General features: G+C 59.1%; 25 protein-coding genes. 8 read left to right on the top strand and 17 right to left on the bottom strand.

Translation table 11 applies throughout. The annotated features are described in order from the left end of the window. Nucleotides 1-21: 21 nt before the first annotated feature. Nucleotides 22-765 carry a heme-dependent oxidative N-demethylase family protein gene (locus ACR0KL_RS02795; RefSeq protein ID WP_170676474.1) on the bottom strand — a complete coding sequence of 248 codons (744 nt, stop codon included), beginning with the start codon at nucleotides 763-765 and terminating at the stop codon, nucleotides 22-24. 124 nt (nucleotides 766-889) lie between these two features. Between ACR0KL_RS02795 and dddP the strand changes: the two genes are divergently transcribed. After that, on the top strand, nucleotides 890-2233 hold the full coding sequence (gene dddP / locus ACR0KL_RS02800; protein WP_480776615.1) for a dimethylsulfonioproprionate lyase DddP: 1344 nt from the start codon (nucleotides 890-892) through the stop codon (nucleotides 2231-2233). A gap of 4 nt (nucleotides 2234-2237) precedes the next feature. On the opposite strand, the gene ACR0KL_RS02805 is transcribed toward dddP, so the two are convergent. Continuing rightward, nucleotides 2238-2429 carry a hypothetical protein gene (locus ACR0KL_RS02805; protein ID WP_170666482.1) on the bottom strand — a complete coding sequence of 64 codons (192 nt, stop codon included), beginning with the start codon at nucleotides 2427-2429 and terminating at the stop codon, nucleotides 2238-2240. 216 nt (nucleotides 2430-2645) lie between these two features. On the opposite strand from ACR0KL_RS02805, the gene ACR0KL_RS02810 reads away from it, so the two are divergent. Continuing rightward, complete coding sequence (locus tag ACR0KL_RS02810) at nucleotides 2646-3860, top strand: bifunctional alpha/beta hydrolase/OsmC family protein (protein WP_480776616.1); 1215 nt, start codon at nucleotides 2646-2648, stop codon at nucleotides 3858-3860. A 12-nt stretch (nucleotides 3861-3872) separates the two neighbouring features. Here the strand turns inward: ACR0KL_RS02810 and ACR0KL_RS02815 are convergent, their stop codons facing one another. From ACR0KL_RS02815 to ACR0KL_RS02830, 4 genes are all read right to left on the bottom strand, one after another. After that, nucleotides 3873-4208, bottom strand: a complete 336-nt coding sequence (locus ACR0KL_RS02815; protein ID WP_170374057.1) for a hypothetical protein — start codon at nucleotides 4206-4208, stop codon at nucleotides 3873-3875. A gap of 9 nt (nucleotides 4209-4217) precedes the next feature. Further along, on the bottom strand, nucleotides 4218-4775 hold the full coding sequence (locus ACR0KL_RS02820) for a hypothetical protein (protein WP_480776617.1): 558 nt from the start codon (nucleotides 4773-4775) through the stop codon (nucleotides 4218-4220). Between the two features lie 140 nt (nucleotides 4776-4915). Then, nucleotides 4916-5503 carry a biotin transporter BioY gene (locus tag ACR0KL_RS02825; protein WP_170676482.1) on the bottom strand — a complete coding sequence of 196 codons (588 nt, stop codon included), beginning with the start codon at nucleotides 5501-5503 and terminating at the stop codon, nucleotides 4916-4918. 72 nt (nucleotides 5504-5575) lie between these two features. Further along, the gene (locus ACR0KL_RS02830; RefSeq protein WP_170676484.1) at nucleotides 5576-6004 is read right to left on the bottom strand and encodes a DUF6314 family protein; all 429 of its coding nucleotides are present in this window, start codon (nucleotides 6002-6004) and stop codon (nucleotides 5576-5578) included. A 117-nt stretch (nucleotides 6005-6121) separates the two neighbouring features. On the opposite strand from ACR0KL_RS02830, the gene purB reads away from it, so the two are divergent. From purB to ACR0KL_RS02850, 4 genes are all read left to right on the top strand, one after another. Further along, nucleotides 6122-7426 (top strand): adenylosuccinate lyase, encoded by a 1305-nt coding sequence (gene purB / locus ACR0KL_RS02835; RefSeq protein ID WP_170676486.1) that lies wholly within the window; start codon nucleotides 6122-6124, stop codon nucleotides 7424-7426. Nucleotides 7427-7600: 174 nt separating this feature from the next. Then, the gene (locus tag ACR0KL_RS02840; RefSeq protein ID WP_170676488.1) at nucleotides 7601-8149 is read left to right on the top strand and encodes a tetratricopeptide repeat protein; all 549 of its coding nucleotides are present in this window, start codon (nucleotides 7601-7603) and stop codon (nucleotides 8147-8149) included. 77 nt (nucleotides 8150-8226) lie between these two features. Beyond that, nucleotides 8227-9312, top strand: coding sequence for a flagellar motor switch protein FliG (locus tag ACR0KL_RS02845; RefSeq protein ID WP_480554486.1), 1086 nt, complete (start codon nucleotides 8227-8229; stop codon nucleotides 9310-9312). 84 nt (nucleotides 9313-9396) lie between these two features. Further along, nucleotides 9397-10320 carry a lysophospholipid acyltransferase family protein gene (locus tag ACR0KL_RS02850; RefSeq protein ID WP_170666470.1) on the top strand — a complete coding sequence of 308 codons (924 nt, stop codon included), beginning with the start codon at nucleotides 9397-9399 and terminating at the stop codon, nucleotides 10318-10320. Here ACR0KL_RS02850 and ACR0KL_RS02855 read toward each other — a convergent pair whose 3' ends face one another. Further along, nucleotides 10321-11022 carry a DUF1223 domain-containing protein gene (locus ACR0KL_RS02855; protein ID WP_480776618.1) on the bottom strand — a complete coding sequence of 234 codons (702 nt, stop codon included), beginning with the start codon at nucleotides 11020-11022 and terminating at the stop codon, nucleotides 10321-10323. Between the two features lie 222 nt (nucleotides 11023-11244). On the opposite strand from ACR0KL_RS02855, the gene acnA reads away from it, so the two are divergent. Together acnA and ACR0KL_RS02865 are read left to right on the top strand one after the other, a co-directional pair. Continuing rightward, complete coding sequence (gene acnA, locus ACR0KL_RS02860) at nucleotides 11245-13935, top strand: aconitate hydratase AcnA (protein ID WP_170676491.1); 2691 nt, start codon at nucleotides 11245-11247, stop codon at nucleotides 13933-13935. A gap of 144 nt (nucleotides 13936-14079) precedes the next feature. Next, nucleotides 14080-14781, top strand: a complete 702-nt coding sequence (locus ACR0KL_RS02865) for an SDR family oxidoreductase (protein WP_170676492.1) — start codon at nucleotides 14080-14082, stop codon at nucleotides 14779-14781. Here the strand turns inward: ACR0KL_RS02865 and ACR0KL_RS02870 are convergent. The 10 genes from ACR0KL_RS02870 to yajC all read right to left on the bottom strand — a co-directional run bounded on the left by ACR0KL_RS02870 (nucleotide 14778) and on the right by yajC (nucleotide 21768). Then, nucleotides 14778-15317 carry a DsbE family thiol:disulfide interchange protein gene (locus ACR0KL_RS02870; protein WP_170374068.1) on the bottom strand — a complete coding sequence of 180 codons (540 nt, stop codon included), beginning with the start codon at nucleotides 15315-15317 and terminating at the stop codon, nucleotides 14778-14780. The genes ACR0KL_RS02865 and ACR0KL_RS02870 overlap by 4 nt on opposite strands. Then, complete coding sequence (gene ccmD, locus ACR0KL_RS02875) at nucleotides 15310-15468, bottom strand: heme exporter protein CcmD (RefSeq protein WP_170374069.1); 159 nt, start codon at nucleotides 15466-15468, stop codon at nucleotides 15310-15312. Before ccmD ends, ACR0KL_RS02870 begins: the two co-directional genes overlap by 8 nt. Next, the gene (locus ACR0KL_RS02880) at nucleotides 15465-16238 is read right to left on the bottom strand and encodes a heme ABC transporter permease (RefSeq protein ID WP_170676493.1); all 774 of its coding nucleotides are present in this window, start codon (nucleotides 16236-16238) and stop codon (nucleotides 15465-15467) included. The genes ccmD and ACR0KL_RS02880 overlap by 4 nt, the downstream gene beginning before the upstream one ends. Nucleotides 16239-16299: 61 nt before the next feature. Then, on the bottom strand, nucleotides 16300-16956 hold the full coding sequence (gene ccmB / locus ACR0KL_RS02885) for a heme exporter protein CcmB (protein WP_170676494.1): 657 nt from the start codon (nucleotides 16954-16956) through the stop codon (nucleotides 16300-16302). Further along, entirely contained in the window at nucleotides 16953-17567 is a 615-nt protein-coding gene (gene ccmA, locus ACR0KL_RS02890) for a heme ABC exporter ATP-binding protein CcmA (protein ID WP_170676495.1), read from the bottom strand. The genes ccmB and ccmA overlap by 4 nt, the downstream gene beginning before the upstream one ends. Before the next feature lie 145 nt (nucleotides 17568-17712). Then, on the bottom strand, nucleotides 17713-18066 hold the full coding sequence (locus ACR0KL_RS02895; protein ID WP_170721748.1) for an Mth938-like domain-containing protein: 354 nt from the start codon (nucleotides 18064-18066) through the stop codon (nucleotides 17713-17715). A 9-nt stretch (nucleotides 18067-18075) separates the two neighbouring features. Continuing rightward, complete coding sequence (locus tag ACR0KL_RS02900; RefSeq protein ID WP_170721747.1) at nucleotides 18076-18822, bottom strand: TSUP family transporter; 747 nt, start codon at nucleotides 18820-18822, stop codon at nucleotides 18076-18078. Then, nucleotides 18815-19783, bottom strand: a complete 969-nt coding sequence (gene secF / locus ACR0KL_RS02905) for a protein translocase subunit SecF (RefSeq protein WP_170374075.1) — start codon at nucleotides 19781-19783, stop codon at nucleotides 18815-18817. The genes ACR0KL_RS02900 and secF overlap by 8 nt, the downstream gene beginning before the upstream one ends. A 2-nt stretch (nucleotides 19784-19785) precedes the next feature. Further along, a complete protein-coding gene (secD, locus tag ACR0KL_RS02910; RefSeq protein ID WP_480776619.1) occupies nucleotides 19786-21447 on the bottom strand; it encodes a protein translocase subunit SecD in 1662 nt (553 codons plus the stop codon). A gap of 33 nt (nucleotides 21448-21480) precedes the next feature. Further along, nucleotides 21481-21768, bottom strand: coding sequence for a preprotein translocase subunit YajC (gene yajC / locus ACR0KL_RS02915; protein WP_155151194.1), 288 nt, complete (start codon nucleotides 21766-21768; stop codon nucleotides 21481-21483). Nucleotides 21769-21815 lie beyond the last annotated feature (47 nt).

Genomic DNA, 21815 nt, shown 5'->3' on the forward strand with positions numbered 1-21815 from the left:
CCCTCCTTGGAGGCCCCGCCATCAGGCGGGGTTTTCCATTTTTGGCACCTGGTTTGCGGCCAGAACGTATGTATGGATCGAAAACACAACTGCGCGCGTTTCCGGCAGACGCAGAAGGGTCTGACGTTCGCTGCGCAAATATGGGGCGCGACCATGATCTCGGGTTTCACGCCGATCGTTGGCGCTACGGGGCTGGTGCAGCTCGGGGTCGTCATACCAGAGGGCATTGAACCGCCAAAGCGGTCGCCCCGGTTGTATCCCGTCAAACAGACGCTGCACGCGACGGGCGATATTGTCATCGTAGCTGTCCACGGGCACATGAATTCCCACCAACGGCCGCATGAACTTTTCACGCAAGAGCCAACTGGCCGGAAAGCACAGGATCGCACCGGTCAGAACATGCTCATTCCCCTGCTTCTGAAGGATGCAGAAATCCTCTTGCACCAGATTGCACAGCGTATCCAACGGGTTTGCAAAATCAATCGGCACACGCACGCCATCCGGGCGGAACGCGTAGTCCGTCGCGTCTGGATAAGTTTGGTGCAGAACAAACTGCAACAGCTCTTGCGCGGCGGGTTCCGCCTCGGGGGACAGGGCCAGAACATCGTCCCGCCGGTTTTTCAACAGGGCGGCACGGTGCGCCATCTGCGCGGCGAAGACATCGTCCTGGTGCAACCATTCCGCCATATCGGTGGGCTGAATGCCTGGCAAGGCACGGGTTTGGCTCGGATCGTATGGGATACTGGACTGTAAAATGGCAACCATGCCATCCACTTATCATCAGCCTGACCGACTGTCGGTAAAAAAGCGACCAAGAATCCGTCGTATTCTTCTGGGACACCCCAGACCGAAGTTTGATACCTCTCGGGTGAACCAGCAGAGGCCAGTCATGAACCAGCATTACCGCGATACGCGTAAAATCGACCCGACCCGAGGCGCAACGCTCGGCGACGGTACGCCGAATGACAATGACCGAATCGAAATCGGGCCCACCCAGCTTGCCTTTGAAGAATGGGCCGAGGCCGGGCTGACCCTGCCCAACCTCGAGCGTATGCGCGAGCATCGCTGGAAGCGTCTGACCCAAGCCATCGTGGATCGTGGATATGGCGGGCTGCTGATTTTTGACCCGCTCAATATCCGCTACGCAACTGACAGCACGAATATGCAGCTGTGGAACACCCACAACCCATTCCGCGCCGTTCTGCTGTGCGCTGACGGGTATATGGTGATCTGGGACTACAAGAACTCCCCCTTCCTATCCGAATTCAACCCGCTTGTGCGCGAGCAGCGCTCTGGCGCGGACCTTTTCTACTTCGACCGAGGCGACAAGGTGGATGTCGCGGCGGATGTGTTCTCGAACGAGGTGCGAATCCTGATCGATGAACATAGCGGCGGCAACAAGCGTCTGGCCGTCGATAAGATCATGCTGCACGGTCTGCGCGCGCTTGAGGCGCAAGGATTCGAGGTGATGGAAGGCGAAGAGCTGACCGAGAAAACCCGCGCCATCAAAGGCCCGGATGAGATTCTGGCCATGCGCTGCGCCAGCCACGCCTGCGAAACAGCCGTGGCCGAGATGGAGAAATTCGCCCGCGCCAATGTAGGGAACGGCAAGACCTCGGAAGATGACATCTGGGCGGTTTTACACGCCGAGAACATCCGTCGCGGTGGCGAGTGGATTGAAACCCGCCTGCTGGCCTCGGGCCAGCGCACTAACCCGTGGTTCCAGGAGTGCGGCCCACGCATCACGCAACAAAACGAGATCATCGCCTTTGATACCGATCTGGTCGGTTCATACGGGATCTGCATCGATATCTCACGCACATGGTGGATCGGTGACCAGAAGCCGCGCCCGGACATGGTCTATGCCATGCAGCACGCGCATGAGCATATCATGACCAACATGGAAATGCTCAAACCCGGCGTCATGATCCCTGAGCTTACTGCCAATGCGCACAAGCTGGATGACAAGTTCCAGGCCCAGAAATACGGCTGCCTGATGCATGGTGTCGGTCTGTGCGATGAATGGCCTTTGGTTGCCTATCCCGACAAAGCGGTCGAGGGCGCCTATGACTACGCGCTCGAACCCGGCATGGTCCTGTGCGTCGAGGCCGCCGTTGGTGAGGTCGGTGGGGACTTTTCGATCAAGCTGGAGGATCAGGTTCTGATCACCGAAGACGGCTATGAGAACCTGACCAAATACCCGTTTGATGCCCAATTGATGGGTCAGGAATAAGCACTCAGTCCGGCCAGGTTGAGCGCCGGACATTCCCGTGCCAATCCTCGGATGGAAGGGCGGCTTCGACACTGGTCGGGGTCGCCCTTTCCCAATTTTGACCCAGTGAAAAGCCCAATACCCCGCTTAGCATTATAAGGATCAGCAGATCAGCGCGGAGGTTAGGCTGGCGAGGGGTGCATAACGTATGTGTCATCTCGGTCTCCTTGTCTTGCTTGGTGTGACAGCTGCAAGATGGGGGGAAGAGATCAATTATGAAAACGAATATTTGATGTGTGTATCATCACATTTCGTGAATATCGAAATATTCACTGGTTTTTGCTCACCTTCCCGTGACGCTTCCTACAATGGGGTTGAGACATCCGGCACAACTGCACACTATTGATCCCATACCGAAATCCAAGGAACTGCCATGCCCACCGAACGCATCACTTTTGCCGGTCACGACGGCGGCCGTCTGGCCGCGCGACTCGACCTGCCGGAAGGACCCGTCCTGGCGACCGCTCTGTTTGCGCATTGCTTCACCTGCTCAAAGGACATTCCTGCCGCGCGTCGGATCTCGGCTCGTTTGGCGGCAATGGGCATTGCCGTTTTGCGTTTTGATTTCACTGGGCTGGGCCATTCCGAGGGCGAGTTCGCAAACACAACCTTCACCTCGAATGTCGAAGACCTGATCGCGGCAGCGCATTACCTTGCTGGCCGAGACATGGCCCCTGCATTGCTGATCGGGCATTCCCTGGGCGGTGCTGCGGTTCTGCGCGCGCGGGCGGGCATTCCCTCGATCAAGGCGGTGGTAACGCTTGGGGCGCCAGCCGATCCGGGGCACGTCTCGCACCATTTCGAACAGGCTCTGCCCGAGATCGAACAAGAAGGCAGCGCCGAGGTTTCTCTGGGCGGTCGCCCGTTCCGCATCGGCAAGGCCTTTGTCGATGATATTTCGGAGGCTGCGCTGACCCCCTCGGTCGCCGACCTCAAAGCCGCGCTTTTGATCCTGCACGCGCCGCGGGATGAAACGGTGAGCATCGACAATGCTAGCACGCTCTTTATGGCGGCCAAACACCCTAAAAGCTTCGTGACGCTCGACGATGCCGATCACCTTATCACTCGGGCAAGCGATGCCGAATATGCCGCTGACGTCATTTCGGCGTGGGTGTCGCGCTATGTCGACCTCCGCCCGCCTGCTCCGCCTCCGGGCGCGCCCGAAGGGGTTGTCCGGGTGACCGAGGCCGATCCCAATGGCTTCCTGCAGGATATCCAGGCCGGGCCGCGCCATCACGTCGTCGCGGACGAGCCCGCCTCATATGGCGGCACGGATCGGGGCATGTCGCCTTATGGATTTGTCTCGTCAGGGCTTGGGGCTTGCACGTCAATGACGATCCGCATGTATGCGCGGCGCAAGAAGTGGCCGCTGACCAGTGTGTTGGTCGATGTTTGTCACAACAAAGTCCACGCGCAGGATGCGGGGCTGAACGGCGATGCCAAGGTCGATCTGTTCCGCCGCAAGATTCGGCTTGAGGGGCCTCTGGATCAGGCCCAACGCGATCGTCTTCTGGAAATCGCCGACAAATGCCCGGTGCATCGCACGTTGGAGGGTTCGGCACATATCACAACCGAACTCCTCCCCTGAGCGTGACGATTCTCAGCCCCGACGAGGCGCGGGCCGATGGATCGGAGGCCGCGCTGCTGGCGGCCGCGCAACCGGAGGCCGTGGCCGCGCCGGAGGCTTTGCGATCGGCGGCGTCGGACGTGCCGGAGGTCTGTTGACCGGCGGTCGGTCCGGCCTGTCCGGACGGTCGATATCGATATCCACATCCACGTCGTGGTAATAATCGTTCCACAGCATCGAGTCGTAGAAGGGATCATACCCGTATCCGACCCCTACCCCGACGCTGACGCCATCACAGGCCGCCAACGTCAGGCTAGAAATCCCCAGACCCAACACAAGCACGGATCGCTTCATCAGTTTACGTGTCATCTGAGCCTCCTATTGCAACGACCGGAACGACGCGAACACGGCGTTCAGATCATCCACATAGGCAGGATCGGCCCCATTCCGCAGGATCGTCACGGCAATCGCAACGCGCTCACGGGGCAGATCAATAATGGTGGCAGTGAAACTCACCCCTCCGTCTCGCGTGCCGGTGCCCCGGATCACCTTGGCAGGCAGTCCTGCAATCCGAATGTCGCTGGTGCTGTAAACCGTGGGATCATTCACCAGAAACTTGTCGATATCATCCAGATACCGCAACCCGTCCTGAATGCTGTTAACTCCTGCCGGCGAGACAAAGCCCATCCAGACCGAGTCATCCGTGACCGGCTTGAACCCCATCACACGCGCCACAGCGCGGGGGTCGCCCAGCTCCGTGTCTTCAATGTCGCGTGGTCCGCCTGTGCGCAGCACCCAGAAATCCGGCACCGCAAAGCTGAAGAGCGCACGCCCGGCGTCGGTATAAGTCACCGGGGTATCTGCGGCAGCTGGCACAGCCGCCCCGACCCAAAGGGCCGCGCAGGCCGCCAGAGCCGTCTTTAAACGAATACGCATATCTCAATTGCCTAATTATTTCACTGATCGCAGATTGGCCCGTCGCGGCTGGTCTTGTCCAGCACCCCCTTGCCTGGAAAAGAAAAAACCCGCGCCTCGGATCTCGGGGCGCGGGTTAGAATTTCAGCAGGCTCAGGCGCTTAGCTGCGCGCCTCTCCGACCAGTTTCCAAACGGCGGGGATCAGCAGTGCCGCCAGACCCAGCTTGATGGCGTCGCCCAGCAGGAACGGTGTCAGGCCCCATTCCAGGATCGGCTTGTCCCAACCGTAGAGCTGACCCAGCCACAGCAGGCCCGGTACGTAGATCAGAACGTTGGCCAGCAGTAGCGCCAGTGCCAGTTTGGTAACCGAGCGGTCCCAGCCGCGCGCGGCTAGAGCGCCCAGCAGAACGGTCGCCATAAGGTAGCCGACCAGATAGCCGCCGGTGCCGCCCATCATGTAGGTCAGACCGAACTTCTCGGCCGAGGAACCTGCGAACACGTCAAAGCCCAGCGCGCCAACCAACAGGTAGCCAAGCATGGTGATCAGACCCAAACGTGCGCCATAGGCGGTGCCGATGGTCAAGACAGCAAAAGTGCCCATTGTGATAGGAACAGGCCACATCGGCACTTTGATTTTCGCAGCAACCGCCAGGGCCACGATGCCCAGAACGACCAGTACAACCTGCTTTACAAGCAGCGCCGTACCTTCACGCGGGCCAAACGCATTGGCCAGAACGTTTACATTCATCTTAACTTCTCCCAATTCGGACCAAGATTTCTGCACCAGCAATGCCTTGTCAGCGCTCAAACTGCAACATGATTACGCTACCGCAGCATAGTCTGTGGTCATTTCGTAGGATTTTCGCGGCCCATTCACCGTCCATTGCACCGACCAGCGGGGCCAGTCGTGGAAATCATAGACCGCATCGTAACTGTCAGGCGCACAATCATGGTGGTCCGAGGCGTTTTGGTCGCCCAGCGTCAAGGCATGGAAAAACCGCCCGTCGTCAAAATGGATCAACACGCGATCTCCACCGTCGTGCCAAAAATACTTGCGGGTCCCTTTCATCGAAGGCTGTCCGGGGATGTCGAGCGTCACCTCTTCGGTGTAGATCAGCCCGTCCTCGGATCGCTGCAGCAGGGCCTCTCCCTCTGCCTGCACGACCTGCCCGGCCCGAGCATCGCGGATTATGCGCGTCAGGCGCCAGCGCCCTTCGAAATCGGACAATGTTGTCGGTAAGGTCGTCATTTCCACTATCCCGGCCAGATCGCCGCAATCAGGCACTCATGCCTTGTTCCCATACGCCTGCGGCGTTAAACCCCGCCGCAACGCTCTCTGCCAAATCACAATAAGGTCCTGCTGCCAATGATTCCTCGTTATTCCCGCCCCGAGATGGTTGCCATCTGGTCGCCCGAAACCAAGTTCCGCATCTGGTACGAGATCGAGGCGCATGCCTGCGAAGCCATGGCTGATCTGGGCGTGATCCCGCGTGAAAACGCCGACGCGGTGTGGAAAGCCAAGGACGTGGAATTCGACGTGGCCCGCATTGATGAAATCGAAGCTGTCACCAAGCACGACGTCATCGCATTCCTGACGCACTTGGCCGAGCATGTGGGCAGCGAAGAGGCCCGCTTTGTGCATCAGGGCATGACCAGCTCAGACGTTCTGGATACATGCTTCAACGTACAGCTGACCCGCGCCGCCGATATTCTGATCGCAGACCTCGAAGGGTTGCTGGCCGCTCTGAAACGCCGCGCCATCGAACACAAAGACACGGTTCGCATCGGCCGCAGCCACGGCATCCACGCTGAGCCGACGACAATGGGCCTGACTTTCGCCCGCTTCTACGCCGAGATGGACCGCAACCTTTCCCGTATGCGCGACGCGCGTGCCGAAATCGCCACCGGCGCGATCAGCGGCGCGGTCGGCACCTTCGCTAATATCGACCCCCGCGTTGAAGAGCATGTCTGCGACCAGTTGGGCCTGGTGCCCGAGCCGATCAGCACTCAGGTCATTCCGCGTGATCGCCACGCGGCCTTCTTTGCAACTCTGGGCGTCGTCGCCAGCAGTATCGAGAACATCGCCATCGAAATCCGCCACATGCAGCGGACCGAGGTTCTTGAGGCCGAAGAGTTCTTCTCGAAAGGCCAAAAAGGCTCCTCGGCGATGCCGCACAAGCGCAACCCGGTTCTGACTGAAAACCTGACCGGTCTGGCCCGTCTGGTCCGCATGGCTGTCGTACCCGCGATGGAGAACGTGGCCCTGTGGCACGAGCGTGACATCTCACACTCGTCGGTCGAGCGGAACATCGGCCCCGACACCACCGTTACTCTGGACTTCGCGCTGTCGCGCCTGACCAGCGTGGTCGACAAGCTGGTCGTTTACCCAGAAAACATGCTGGCCAACATGAACAAATTCCGTGGTTTGGTCATGAGCCAGCGCGTTTTGCTGGCCCTGACCCAGGCCGGTGTCAGCCGCGAAGATGCCTACCGTTTGGTGCAGCGCAACGCGATGAAGGTTTGGGAAGAAGGCAAGGACTTCAAAACCGAACTTCTGGGTGATGCCGAGGTGACCGCCGCCCTCAGTGTGGAAGAGATCGAAGAGAAATTCGATCTGGGCTACCACACCAAGCATGTCGACACGATTTTTGAGCGTGTCTTCGGCGAATAAACCATCTCAGAAAAGCGCCCGGCCCCTCATCAACCGGGCGCTTTTTACATCACCACGCACTTCGTGAACAAAAATTCTGTCTGCTTTGTGAATAAATCGAAAAGCTCCGGTGTTAGCTTTTTTGAAGATCACACTATGATTTCAATGAGCAGACCTGACCACGGAGTTAAAACTATGCGCATTCTTCTTGCATCCGCGATTGCACTGACCTCTTTTGCCTTTTCCCCCATCGCAGCCCACGCGGCCGGTGGCGGCGGTGCCAATCCCCCCAAGCCCACCAACACGACAAAAAAATGCCTGTTCGGCCGGGTCTGGAGCGAAGACCGCGGGCGCTGCGTCAAACCGAGTGCTACGAATTTCACCGATGAGGACCTCTATGAGGCCGTGCGTGAGCTGGCTTATGATGGTCAGTTGGAAAACGCCCAGAGCATCCTGCGCGTGATGAGCGATCAAAGCGATGACCGCGTTCTGACCTACTGGGGCTTCACGCACCGCAAGATGGGCAACATTGAGCTAGCGAATGCCTATTACGAGCAGGCCATCGCAACAAACCCCGACAACCTGCTGGCACGCAGCTATATGGCTCAGGGTTTTATTTCCGAAGGGAAAACTGATCTGGCCATTGCGCAATGGCGCGAAATCAAGGCCCGTGGCGGCGAAGGCACCTGGGCGGAGGCGTCTCTGCGCGAGGCCATCAAGACCGGGCTGACCTACAACTACTGAGGTTCAGCCTTTCTTTACCTGATTCCCGCTAACCTGCCTGTGGAACGCAACTTTGGCACCGCAGGCAGATGCAAGACATGAATACTTTGGTTCAGGTGGCACCGGGGGCTCAGCCCTCGGGCGCAGGTCAGGCGGGCGACGCGCCCCGCGTCGTCCCACGCACACTTAGCAATCGCCAAAAGGCCGCTATCGTGGTGCGTCTGTTGCTGAATGAAGGAGAGGACATTCCACTAGAGGAACTGCCCGACGAATTGCAGGAAACACTCACGCATCAACTGGGTCAGATGGGTCTTGTAGACCGTGTGACGCTGGATGCCGTGGCGCAGGAGTTTGGCGACGCGCTGGATAGCGTGGGCCTGTCCTTCCCCCATGGCCTCGCCAGTGCGCTGGATGCGGTAAACGGCAAGATTGCCCCCGCCACCGCAGCGAGATTGCGCAAGATCGCCGGCGTGCGTCAGATTGGTGATCCGTGGCAAAGACTGCGAGAAATTTCGGCCGAGGATCTGGCCCAGATGGCGCAGGCAGAAAGCACTGAGGTGGCCGCCGTGATGTTGTCCAAGCTCGACACGGCCAAAGCCGCGCAATTGCTAGGGCACCTGCCCGGCCCCATTGCGCGACGCATCACCTATGCTATCTCCAAAACGGCCAATGTGACCCCCGAAGCGGTGGAACGGATCGGCTGGTCGATGGCTGCTCAATTGGATCAACGGCCTTCTCAGGCCTTTTCCGACGGCCCCGGCGCGCGTGTGGGGGCGATCCTGAATCAATCGGCGGCCTCGACCCGAGATGGTTTGCTGACGGCCCTGAACGAAGAGGATGCCGAATTCGCGGATATCGTGCGTCAATCCATCTTTACCTTCGCGCATATCCCGGCCCGTGTCGCCGCACGCGATGTGCCCGCCATTCTGCGCGGGGTGGAACAGACCAGCCTTATCACCGCGTTGGCGGGGGCCCCTGCCGATGATGAAAAGGCCTCGGTCGAATTTATCCTCTCCAACATATCTTCTCGTATGGCCGACAATCTGCGCGAAGAAATGGCTGAGCGCGGGCGCGTCAAACAGTCCGAGGCCGAAGAGGCCATGACTGAGATCGTAGGCGCAATACGCACGTTGGTGGACGACGGCACGCTTACACTGGTCGAGCCGGAAGAAGACGAAGACTGACCTAAATCGGCTGAGTGCTTGAGCTTGCCGAGCCGGGCCTGTATGTCAAACCCAGCAAAACGCAACACGCCGTGAGACACCTCCATGCCTGCCGAAAAGTCAGAGCTCAGCCGGTTTGAGCTTGGGAAATACTATGTCGCCAGTCTGTTCTTGAAAGGCGTGATCGGTGGCATGCGGCTTCTGCCCTATGGGACCCGCATCGCGGCAATGGGGGCCTTGGTGCGCGGATTGGCACCTTTGGTCGGGTTTCGCAAACGGGTCCGAAACAACCTGAAACTCACCTGCCCCGAACTGTCAGAACGTGACATTAACCGTATCTCTGCCGAGGTCTCGGACAATGCAGGTCGGGCCTTGATGGAACATTTCTCACCCGAAGGGTTCACGGCGCGCCAACGCAACGCCAAGCTTTCCGGCCCTGGTGTTGCCGCTTTTGATGCTGCCGCCGCCGAAGGGCGACCGGTCATGATCATCGCCGCGCATTTCGGCCACTACCTCGCAACGCGGATCGCGCTGCAAGCCCGCAGCGGGCGCCCGCTAGGCTGCCTCTACCGTCGCATGGCCAACCCCTATTTCAACGAGGCCTACGTCGAAGCCTTCTACAAAACCGGCTCACCCATGTTCGAACAGGGTCGGCGCGGGATGGTTGAGATGGTGCGCTCCCTCAAAGGCGGTGAAATGATCGCCATCGTCTCTGACCTGCATGTTCACGGCGGCGAGGAGTTGATGTTCTTTGGCAAGCCCGCCGTCACATCCGTTCTGAATGCCGAACTCGCGATGAAGTTCGACGCGGTCATGATCCCCTGCTACGCGGTTCGCCAACCCAATGGTCTGGATTTCGAAATCGCGATGCACGACCCGGTGCCGCATTCCGATCCCAAGACCATGACCCAATATATCAATGACGATTTGGAGCAGATGGTGCGCCAGCATATGGGTCAATGGTTCTGGATTCACCGCCGCTGGAAGGCCTGGAACGGACTTGGTGTTCAGCCCGAAGATATGCCCTGATCACTTCACATGCGCGGCCGCGATGATTGGCCCGTGACCTGCCCGCTGCACCAGAACAACCGCTGGCAGGTCCGAGTCCAACTGCGCTGAAAACGCCTGCTCGTTGCCCCCATCCCAGCGCCCGGCCATCTGCCAGCTTTCCACCACATTGGCATAGTCGAGATCATGGCCCGCGAGCTCTCCACGCCGGATCGAGGCATGACGCAGCGGCGTGTACTGGACGATCCGCACGTCGTAGGTATCCCCAGCTGGCAAGTCGATCGGCGTCACGCGCACCGTCACCTCTTGCCCCGAACGCTCGGCTTCAACTTCGGCTGTGGGCGCGGCGATCAGATGCGCCTTGATCAGCCGATCCAATTCCTGCGCCTTCGCACCAACCACATCATGCTGTCCGTTGATCACCATCTGTGGCGTGTAGATCATCGACCGGCCACCATTGCGAGCATAGGCCCGTTGCCGCGACGTATGATCAGGAATGGCGTATTCGTCCTTCCAGCCGATGTAATCCCAATAGTCCACATGCAACGCCAGCCCGATCACGTCGTCGCGCTTGACCAGCTCATGCAAAAGCCGATCCGCCGGGGGGCAGGACGAACACCCTTGCGAGGTGAACAGCTCGATCACAACCGGATCCTCTTGCGCCGATACTGAAAAGGCGGCACAGGCGGATAGAATGGCGGCTGCTACGGCGGATTTGAACATGAGTCCCCTCGGCTTGAAAATCTTGCAAAACGGATAATCGTTTTGCTCTTCAAGCTCCAATCAAGGTTTCTTGAGACGAGGCGACCTCCTGCCCTTGAATTTGCATACCACAGTATACACTTTCGATTTGTCACTAACTGACGCTTGAACCCCGGACAAACGTGATCAAGATAAACCGCAGCGAATCCCATTTTCCAAGTTATTTGAGAGGGAGGCCACAGGATGCCTATCAAAACCGGACAGGATACCGCCAAAACACGCCGCAGCCTGAGCGTGAATGGTAAAACCATTTCCTACTACTCCATCCCCGCCGCTCAGGAGGCCGGTCTGGGTGATTTCTCCAAGCTGCCCGCCGCGTTGAAAGTGGTGCTGGAAAATATGCTTCGATTCGAGGATGACGGATTCTCTGTCTCTGTCGACGACATCAAGGCCTTTGCGGAATGGGGCGAAAACGGGGGCGAGAACCCGCGTGAGATCGCCTATCGCCCTGCCCGCGTGCTGATGCAGGATTTCACCGGTGTGCCTGCCGTGGTTGATCTGGCGGCGATGCGCGATGGGATCAAAGCTTTGGGCGGAGATGCGCAAAAAATCAATCCGCTAAACCCGGTGGATCTGGTCATCGACCACTCGGTCATGATCGACGAGTTCGGCAACCCGCGTGCGTTCCAGATGAATGTGGACCGTGAATATGAGCGCAATATGGAACGCTACCAATTCCTGAAATGGGGTCAGAACGCGTTCAACAATTTCCGCGTCGTACCGCCTGGCACCGGCATCTGCCATCAGGTGAACCTAGAATATTTGGCCCAAACCGTCTGGACGGATACTGATCAGAATGGCGAAGAGGTCGCCTATCCCGACACCCTTGTCGGTACAGACAGCCACACCACCATGGTCAACGGCATGGCCGTTCTGGGATGGGGCGTCGGCGGGATCGAGGCTGAGGCAGCGATGCTCGGCCAGCCGATCTCGATGTTGATCCCCGAGGTCGTGGGCTTTGAACTGACCGGCGCGATGGTCGAGGGCACTACCGGCACTGACCTTGTGCTGAAAGTCGTCGAGATGCTGCGTGAAAAGGGCGTGGTTGGAAAATTCGTCGAATTCTACGGCGATGGTCTGGATCGCCTTCCGCTGGCCGACCGTGCCACGATCGCCAACATGGCCCCCGAATATGGCGCAACCTGCGGCTTCTTCCCAATCGACGGCGAAACCCTGCGCTACATGCGCAATACCGGGCGCGACGAAGAGCGACTTGCGCTGGTCGAAGCCTATGCCAAGGAAAACGGGCTGTGGCGTGATGAGAACTACGCGCCGATCTATACCGACACCCTGTCACTAGATATGGGCACCATTGTGCCTGCGATCTCGGGGCCGAAACGTCCGCAGGACTATGTGGCGCTGACGGAAGCGAAGGCCGCGTTCCTGAACGAGATGGAGAAGACCTTCAAACGCCCGATGGGCAAGCAGGTCGAAGTCAAAGGCGAGAACTACGGTATGGAATCAGGCAAGGTCGTGATCGCCTCGATCACCTCCTGCACCAACACCTCGAACCCCTATGTGATGATCGGAGCGGGTCTTGTAGCCCGCAAGGCCGCCGCGCTAGGTCTGGACCGAAAGCCATGGGTGAAGACCTCGCTTGCGCCGGGATCGCAGGTGGTTTCCGCCTATCTTGAGGCGGCGGGTCTGCAAGACGATCTGGACAAGATCGGGTTCAACCTTGTGGGCTATGGCTGCACCACCTGTATCGGTAACTCGGGTCCGATCCAGCGAGAAATCAGCGAAGCTATTTCCGAAGGCGATCTTGTCGCCACCTCGGTTCTCTCGGGCAACCGCAACTTCGAAGGGCGGATCTCGCCGGATGTGCGCGCCAACTATCTGGCCTCGCCGCCTCTGGTCGTTGTCTATGCGCTGGCAGGCGCCATGGATATTGACCTGACCTCCGAACCCATCGGTCAGGATCGGGACGGCAATGACGTCTTTATGAAGGACATCTGGCCCAGCCAGAGCGAAATCGCGGAGTTGGTCGAAGCAACCGTCACCAGCGAGGCGTTCCAGTCGAAATATGCCGACGTTTTCAAAGGGGATGAGAAATGGCGTGAGGTCGAGGTTCCGCAGCAGGAAACCTATGACTGGCCGCCGACCTCGACCTATATCCAGAACCCGCCCTATTTTCAGGGCATGGGGGCTGAGCCGGGCACGATCTCGAACATCGAGGGGGCCAAGGTGCTGGCGATCCTCGGCGATATGGTCACGACCGACCATATCTCACCCGCTGGATCGTTTGCCACGACCTCGCCCGCCGGTCAGTACCTGATGGAACGTCAGGTGCAGCCGCGTGAGTTCAACTCCTACGGCTCGCGCCGGGGCAACCATGAGGTCATGATGCGCGGCACCTTCGCCAATATCCGCATCAAGAACGAGATGCTGGACGGGGTTGAAGGTGGTTACACCAAGGGGCCGGATGGCGCGCAGACCTCGATCTACGACGCGTCGATGGCGTATCAGGCGAATGGCACCCCTCTGGTCGTTTTCGGAGGTGAACAATATGGCGCGGGCTCTTCCCGTGACTGGGCCGCGAAGGGGACTGCTCTGCTGGGCATCAAAGCCGTGATTGCAGAGAGTTTTGAGCGCATCCACCGTTCAAACCTCGTGGGCATGGGCGTGATTCCGTTTGAGTTCACCGGTGGTGATACCCGCAAAACGCTTGGGTTGAAGGGGGATGAGACGGTCTCGATCCATGGTCTGGACACGATTGAGCCGCTGCAGGAGGTGCCCTGCACCATCACCTATGGCGACGGGACAGAGAAGACCATCACCCTGAAATGCCGCATAGATACAGCCCCTGAGATCGAATACATCGAGAACGGCGGTGTTCTGCACTATGTGCTGCGCAATCTCGCGAAGGCGGGTTGACGTGGTGTTGATCCACAGACTGAAAAGGACGCCGGTCGGCGTCCTTTTTTTATGCGAGGCTCTGCCTTGCGCTCCGAGGTATTTTTGAACAGAAGAAGTTGATTGTGTCCTGAGTGGACTATCAACCGTGCGCGGGAGGTTGGTATGGAGAAAGTGGCTTTGGTAACCGGCGGCGCGCGGGGGATCGGGCGCGCCATCGTGGAAGACCTACGGCGCGATCATCGTGTTGCTTTCACATGGCTGTCCACCGAACCCGATCCGGTGTTGGAAGGGGAAAGTTTGCAACCGATACGGTCCGATCTGACGCAGGACGGACAGCCTGAAGGGGTTATACGCGACGTTGTCGAACGTTTCGGGCGGCTGGACATGATCGTGAACAATTCGGGTTTGGTCAGGTCTACTCCGAAAGAGGTTTTTGACCTGGAAGATCATCGTTCCATTTTAGATTTGAACCTGCTGGTCCCTGCCGCTTTGTTAGCGGCTGCTCTGCCCCATTTGAAACCGGGCGCGGCGATTGTCAGCATTTCCTCGATGAACGCCGTTTTGCCGCCGAAGGACGCGGTGATCTATGGGGCAAGCAAGGCAGCCCTGAACCTTTGGACACGCGGGATGGCAAAGGAGCTTGGATCTCAGGGTATTCGGGTCAACGCTGTGGCACCGGGGGCGATTAATATCCCCGAAGACCCACGCCCCGAAGACTTGACCGCTTTGTTCGTCGAGAACACAGCCATGGGGCGGATTGGGAAGCCAGACGATATCGCGAAGGCCGTGCGGTTCTTGGCGTCAGACGACGCCGCATTCATCACGGGTGAGACCTTGGCTGTGACCGGTGGCTACAGGCTCTAACCGCCAGCCGCTTTTTCAAGCGCCGGGCGGATCGTGCTTTCGATCACACGTTGGGTGATCGGACCGGCGAAACGCAGGACCACGGTGCCTTCCCCGTCGATCACATAGGTTTCGGGAACGCCGTAAAGCCCCCAATCCAAAGCCATGCGGCCCTGCTCGTCGCGACCGATGCCGGTATAGGGATCGCCCAATTCAGTCAGAAAGCTTTGCGCATTGTCCAACTTGTCTTTGTAGTTGACGCCGTAGACCGGGATGCCTTCGTTCGACAGCGCCTCAAGGTTTGGATGCTCTGCGCGACAGGGGGCACACCAGCTGGCCCAGTAGTTGACCAGCTTTACCTGCCCGTCCCGCAGGGTCGCGTCGTCGAAAGGCGTTTTGCCCGGAAACTCAGTCAGGACGACCGGAGGAGCGGGTTGCCCTTCGCGGGCGGATGGCAGGGCGTTGGGGTCGTCTCGGAACATGCCGATACCGGCCAGAACGGCAAAAGCACCGAAGATCAGCGGCGGCGCGACCATCAAAGGCGAAATCTTAGCCATTGCGCGACATCCTTTGTTCGATTTTCTCCATTTCGGCCCGCACTTTGCGTCCCCGGATCACGCTGAAGACGACCAGCGCAACGAGCAGCAGGATCGAAGCAGCGTAGGACGACAAGACAGCGTCTGCGTATTTTCCAAGATCAGGCATCATGCGCCCACCCTTTCACGAGCCAGTAGCGCTTTGACCCGACGCGCACGGATTTCAGTGCCGGTACGATACAGAACCAAAGCGATGAACAGCAGAACGAAGCCAATGATGCAGGTCAGCAATGGATAGAAGAACACGTTGCTGACCTTCTCTTCAGTATCCGTGCCCGTGACCGCTCCGGCCCGCATGACCGAGGCGCCCTGATGCAGCCCCTGGTTCCAGAAGTTTACCGCATAACGGCTGAGAATCGCGAAAACCGATCCCACAAGACACAGGACCGAGGTCAGGTCGGCGGCGGTGTCCGGGTCCTCGATGGCCTCCCACAAGGCGACGTAGCCGAGATAGAACAGGAACAGGATCAGGAACGAGGTCAGGCGTGGATCCCAGGCCCACCAGGTGCCCCACATCGGTTGGCCCCAAATCGCCCCGGTCGCCAATGCGATTAGGGTCATCACGATGCCCACAGGTGCGGCGGCACGCGCGGCCAGAGCGCTGACGTGATGGCGGCGCACCAACCAGACCAGCGAGGTCACCAGCATCATCAGCCAGCAATTGATCGCCATCAGTGCAGATGGGACGTGCAGGTAGATGATCTTTACGGTCGAGCCCTGTCGGAAATCATCGGGCGTGAAGAAAAAGCCCCAGACCAGTCCGACCGCCAGAAACAGGGCAGAAGTGATCCAGAAAAACGGCAAGACACGCTCACTGGTGGCAAGAAACTTGCGCGGGTTGGCATATTCCCAGAGGGCGTTGGCTTTGGCTGCGAGTGTCATGGGCGTTATTTAGTCTGAATCGGATGCGGTCTCAATTGACCTTGGTCAAACTTGTGGCGCTTCACCGCAGATTGATCCGCAGGACCGCCGCGCTGGCGAAGGGCAGCAGCGCAATCGTAGCCATCGTGATCCCCGCCAGCATCAAAAGTGGGGTTTGGGTCTCCATCCCGACGGCGCCCCGACGGGCGACTTCTGCACCAAAGATCAGGGTTGGGACATAGAGCGGTAAAACCAGCAGTGACAACAGAAGGCCACCGCGCTTCAGTCCGACGGTCAGGGCTGCGCCGAAGGTGCCGATGACGCTCATGGCGGGCGTTCCGAGCAGGAGCGAGATCACCAGCCAGAAGAAGCCCGGCGTGGGAAGGTTCAGCAAGACGCCCAAAAACGGTGCTGCAAGAACCAGAGGCAAACCGGTCGTGATCCAATGCGCCAGCGCTTTGATCGAGACGACGGCCTCTAGCGGCAGAGGAGCGGTGGCCAAAAGGTCCAGCGAGCCATCCTCCCAATCCAAGGCCAGAAGACGGTCGAGGGACAACAGGCAGGCCAGCAAAGCACCCAGCCATAGAATTCCCGGCGCGATGGTCGAGAGTAGCGACGATTGTGGACCTACAGCAAAAGGCACCAGAACCGTTACGATCAGGAAGAAGGCAAGGCCGAGACCAAAGCCTCCGCCTGCGCGGAAGGCTAGCTTCAGGTCGCGCAACAATAGGGCGATCACAGGAAGCCTCCGTCGAAGTCATCGATGGGTTGCGGCTTGGCCTTATAGGGGCCGACGTCCAGAACCTCTCCGTCGAGGCCGAGGTCGATATGGGTCGCGATCAGGGCCGAGCCGCCCTGCCCCAGATGCCGACGCACGGCGCTGGCGAACATCTGAACGGCGTTTTTGTCGAGTGAGACGGTTGGTTCGTCCAGCATCCAGATCGGCCGCCCCGTGACCAGCATCCGTGCAAGGCCCAGCCTGCGCTTTTGCCCTGCCGACAGATTGCCCGCATGGCGGTCGGACAGGTCATTCAGCGCGAAGGCGTCCAGAGCCGGCTGTATGTCATGGGTCCCAAAGACCGACGCCCAGAAAGCAAGATTTTCAACCACTGTTAGGGTTGGTTTCAAACCATCGGAATGCGAGGCGTAGGCGATCTGGTCCTCTGCCCCTTCGATGTGCCCCGCCAAGGCAGGTTGTAGCCCCGCCAAAGTGCGCAGGAGCGTTGTTTTTCCGATTCCGTTTGGCCCGCGCAAAATGAGCGCCTGACCGGGGGTGAGTTTGAAGCTCACCCCCTCGAGCACGGGCACGCCACCACGGGTGATGGTCAGATCGGAAACGGATAGTGTCATAAGACTCGCTTATCCGATTGGGGACGCAGGCAAAAGGTTGGATTTGACGCAGGGAGCTAGGGCAGTGCGCTTGGATGGGTTCGGATGCGAGGGGCCAGCCCCTCGCGCTCCCTGGGATATTTTTGGCCAGATGAAGCGGATCCCGTCAAACAGGGATCAGAGCGAGCGCGATGCGGCGACCTTCTGATAGAAGGACGTTGTAGGTGCGGCAGGCGGCGGGGGAGTTCATGATCTCGACTCCGATCCCAGCAGATTCGAGAGTTTGGCGCAGCTCGGGCGGGATGTGGGCCAGATCGGCTCCGGTTCCGATGAACAGGACATCGACGACCTCGGACAGTTCGCGCAGTGGCTCGTCGTCTGAGTATCCGCCCCACGCCTGCGTTCCCGTCGGGCCGATCAGCACGGCGCCTTGATGAACGCGCCCTCCGATCCGGAAAAAGCCGGGGCCGTACCCGTCAACGGGTTCGGCGTTGGTATAGTTGATCTCATTCAGTCGCATGCGTTGTGTTTACCCCCAAAGCGGCAGGCCGGACAAGGCCGCCAGGGCAATCACCATATAGGCGGCCGCGCGGTAGAGGCGTTCTCGGTCTGGTCGGAAAAGCCACCCGCCAAGCCAATTGCCCAGCAGGTTAGGTAGCGCCAGAAGCAGTCCCAGCCCAGCAGCGGCAAGGGTGACCTGCGCCATGCCGGTCAGGTAGCCGAGCAGCAGGAAGTCGAACCCGAACAGAAACAACAGGATTGTCGCGCGAATGACATCCACCGGCAGTGGACGCGACATGTAGAACAGGATGACGGCCGGACCAGGTAGCCCTGCGACACCGCCAAGGAACCCGGCGGCTCCGCCGATACCCGTGACCATCACGCGGCTGACATGACCGTGATAGCGCAGGCCGAGGATCAGAATGGCCAGCATCGCAAGGGCCAGACCGCTGACCGCATAGCGGAAAACCTCGGGCGCGACCTGCGTCAACACCCATAGCCCCAGCGGAAGAACCACTCCGCAGCCCAGCAGGAGGCGCATCAGATCGCCCTTGTTGACTGCACCCCATGCCTGGCGCAGATTCGGCAAGGGGCCAAAGATATCCATGATCGTCAGGCCGATCAGCGCTCCGAACGGGCCGAGATATGGGGTGGCGATAGGCAGGAAAACCAAAGCGGTGCCAAACCCCGAGAAACCGCGAACGACGCCCCCAAGAAAGGCTGCAAATAAGACAACGGCCAGACCCTGTGGGGACTGGCCGAAGATCTCAGGCATCTACGTTGGCAAACTGGTTGCCCGCGTTATTGGACGGCTTGGACCAGTCACGCTTGACACCCAGCCACAACAGGATGGTCGAGGCCACGAAGACTGACGAATAGGTCCCCACGATCACACCCCAGATCATCGCGAAGACAAAGCCTCGGATCACGTCCCCGCCAAGCACATAGAGCGAGATCAGCGCCAGAAGGGTCGTGACCGACGTCATCACCGTCCGGCTGAGGGTTTCGTTGATCGAGATGTTGAGCACCTCTTTGAGGTCTTTCTTCTTGTACTTCCGCAGGTTCTCACGCACGCGGTCAAACACGACCACAGTGTCGTTCAGTGAGTATCCCACGATGGTCAGAAGCGCCGCGATGATGGCCAGATCGAAGCGGATTTGAAGCTCCGAGAAGATGCCGATTGTCAGGATCACGTCATGCACAAGCGCCGCGACCGCGCCAAGAGCGAACTGCCATTCGAACCGCAGCCAGATATAGACGAGCACCGCTCCGATGGCCAAAACGATGGCGATCACGGCTGTCTGGATCAACTCGCCCGAGACTTTGGGGCCAACCGACTCCACCGATACGAATTGGATATCGGGGATCACGGCCTGCAACGCGCCCTCAACAGCTGTGATGGTCGAGGCTTCGACAGCTTCTGCATCTGCCTGCGCCTGAATACGGATCATTGCGACGTTGTCTTCTGGTCCGAAGGTCGGGTCGAAAATCTCGGTGATTGAGACGTCGCCCAGTTCGAGAGGTGCAATTGCGTCGCGATAGACACCCACGTCAATCGGCTGGGTGCTTTCGGTACGGATCGTTGTGCCACCACGGAAGTCGATACCGAAGTTGAGGCCCTGCAACATGAATGAGGCGAAGGCCACAACCATCATCAGGGCCGAAATGCCGAGCCAGAGCTTCCAGCGGCTGAAGAAATCGAACGAGGTGCTTTGGGGTACGAGTTTCAGTCTCATGATCAAACCTCGATCGTTTTCGGACGGCGGCGTTCGAACCACATGACGACCATCAGGCGCGTCACGAAGATCGCGGTGAAGACCGAGGTCAGGATACCCAGGCCCAGAGTGATGGCGAATCCGCGCACGGGGCCGCTGCCCATGGCAAACAGGATCACCGCCGTGATGAAGGTGGTCACGTTGGCATCCGCGATGGCCGACAGAGCCTTTTCATAGCCCAGCTCAATAGCACGCGCGGGGCCTTTGGCGGATTTCAGTTCCTCTCGGATACGTTCGAAAATCAGCACGTTAGCGTCCACGGCCATACCGACCGTCAGGACGATACCAGCAATGCCAGGCAGGGTCAGCGTCGCACCGATCAGCGACAGCAGACCGAACAAGAGGCCCACGTTGATGATCAAGGCAATGTTGGCGAAGAGGCCAAACAAACCATAGCTGAGCGCCATGAACACCAGCACTGCGGCGAAGGCTACCATAGTGGCGACTTTACCGGCGTCGATGCTGTCCTGACCCAATTCAGGGCCGATGGTACGTTCTTCGAGGAACTCCAGCTCGGCAGGCAAGGCCCCTGCCCGTAGCAGGATGGCAAGGTTGGTGCTTTCCTCGACCGTGAAATTGCCGGTGATGATGCCAGAACCACCGGGAATGTGGCTTTGGATCACAGGGGCCGAGATCACCTCATCATCCAGCACGATCGCGAAAGGCGCGCCGATATTTTCCAGCGTATAGTCACCGAATTTCCGCGCGCCTGATGTGTTGAACCGGAAACTGACGGCGGGACGTCCGTTCTGATCAAACGACGGCTGCGCATCAACCAGTTCCTCCCCAGTCACGACAGGAGAGGATTCAAGCGTGTAGTACACACCGCTTTCGTCAATCGACGGCACCACTTCTTCACCGATGCCTGCAACGGCATCCGGGTCCGTGCCACGACCGACAACCGGGTTGAAAGTCAGCTGCGCCGTCGTGCCGATGATCTCTTTCAGCTCGCCTGCACTTCCGATCCCGGGAACCTGAATCAGGATACGGTCTGCACCTTGGCGCTGAATGGTGGGTTCACGCGTACCAACCTCGTCAATCCGGCGGCGCACGATCTCAAGCGATTGACGCACGGTGCGATCATCCGAGGCCAGCTTCTCCGCCTCGGAGAGCTGCACAACGATTGTATCGCCATCGGCAAAGGCCTCGATATCAGTCGCACCGACACCAGTCAGCGTCTGAACCTGACGGGCTAGACCGCGAACGGTTTCGAGCGCGCGCGCCATCCCCTCGGGCTGGCTGATGCGGACGCGAATCTGATCGGGGTCCGAGTCCTGACGGCGGATCGTGCCAACGGTGGAACGCTCATCCCGCAGGGCGTCGCGGATTTCGGGCCACATCGCTTCCATGCGGGATTCGTAGACATCCTCGACCTTGACCTCGGCCAACAGATGCGCACCGCCCCGCAGATCGAGGCCAAGATTGACCAAGGAGGACGGCAGCCAGTTCGGCCACTGCGCCGCCTCGGCCTGATTTTCGGGCGTATCCGCGCCAAGCTCTATCGCAGCTTTAGCGTCGTTGGATTGTTCGACCCGCGTGTAGAACGCATTCGGCAGAGCCAAGAGCAGGCCGGTCACACAGACCAGCCAGATCAGAACCCGCTTCCAGGTATCAATTTGCAGCATAACCCTGCCTTTTCAAGGAATTGTAAGGCGAAGTTACTTCGCAGGTTCGGTCTTATTCAGAACCTGAGCGATGGTCGATTTGACCACACGAACCTTAACGCCCTCGGCGATCTCGACCTCGATCTCGTTGTCGCCTTCCTTGACCTTCGACACCTTGCCGATCAGACCACCCTGTGTGACGACTTGATCGCCACGGCGCACGGCCTCGACCATGGCCTGATGTTCTTTCATCTTCTTTTGCTGCGGACGGATCAGCAGGAAATACATGATCGCGAAGATCAGGATCAGCGGGAGAAACTGGGCGATTGCGCCACCTTCCATGGGATATTCCTTTTTCTTTGACCTGCGGCACCGTTCCGCAAATTTGG

The organism is Ruegeria sp. C8, assembly GCF_056537565.1.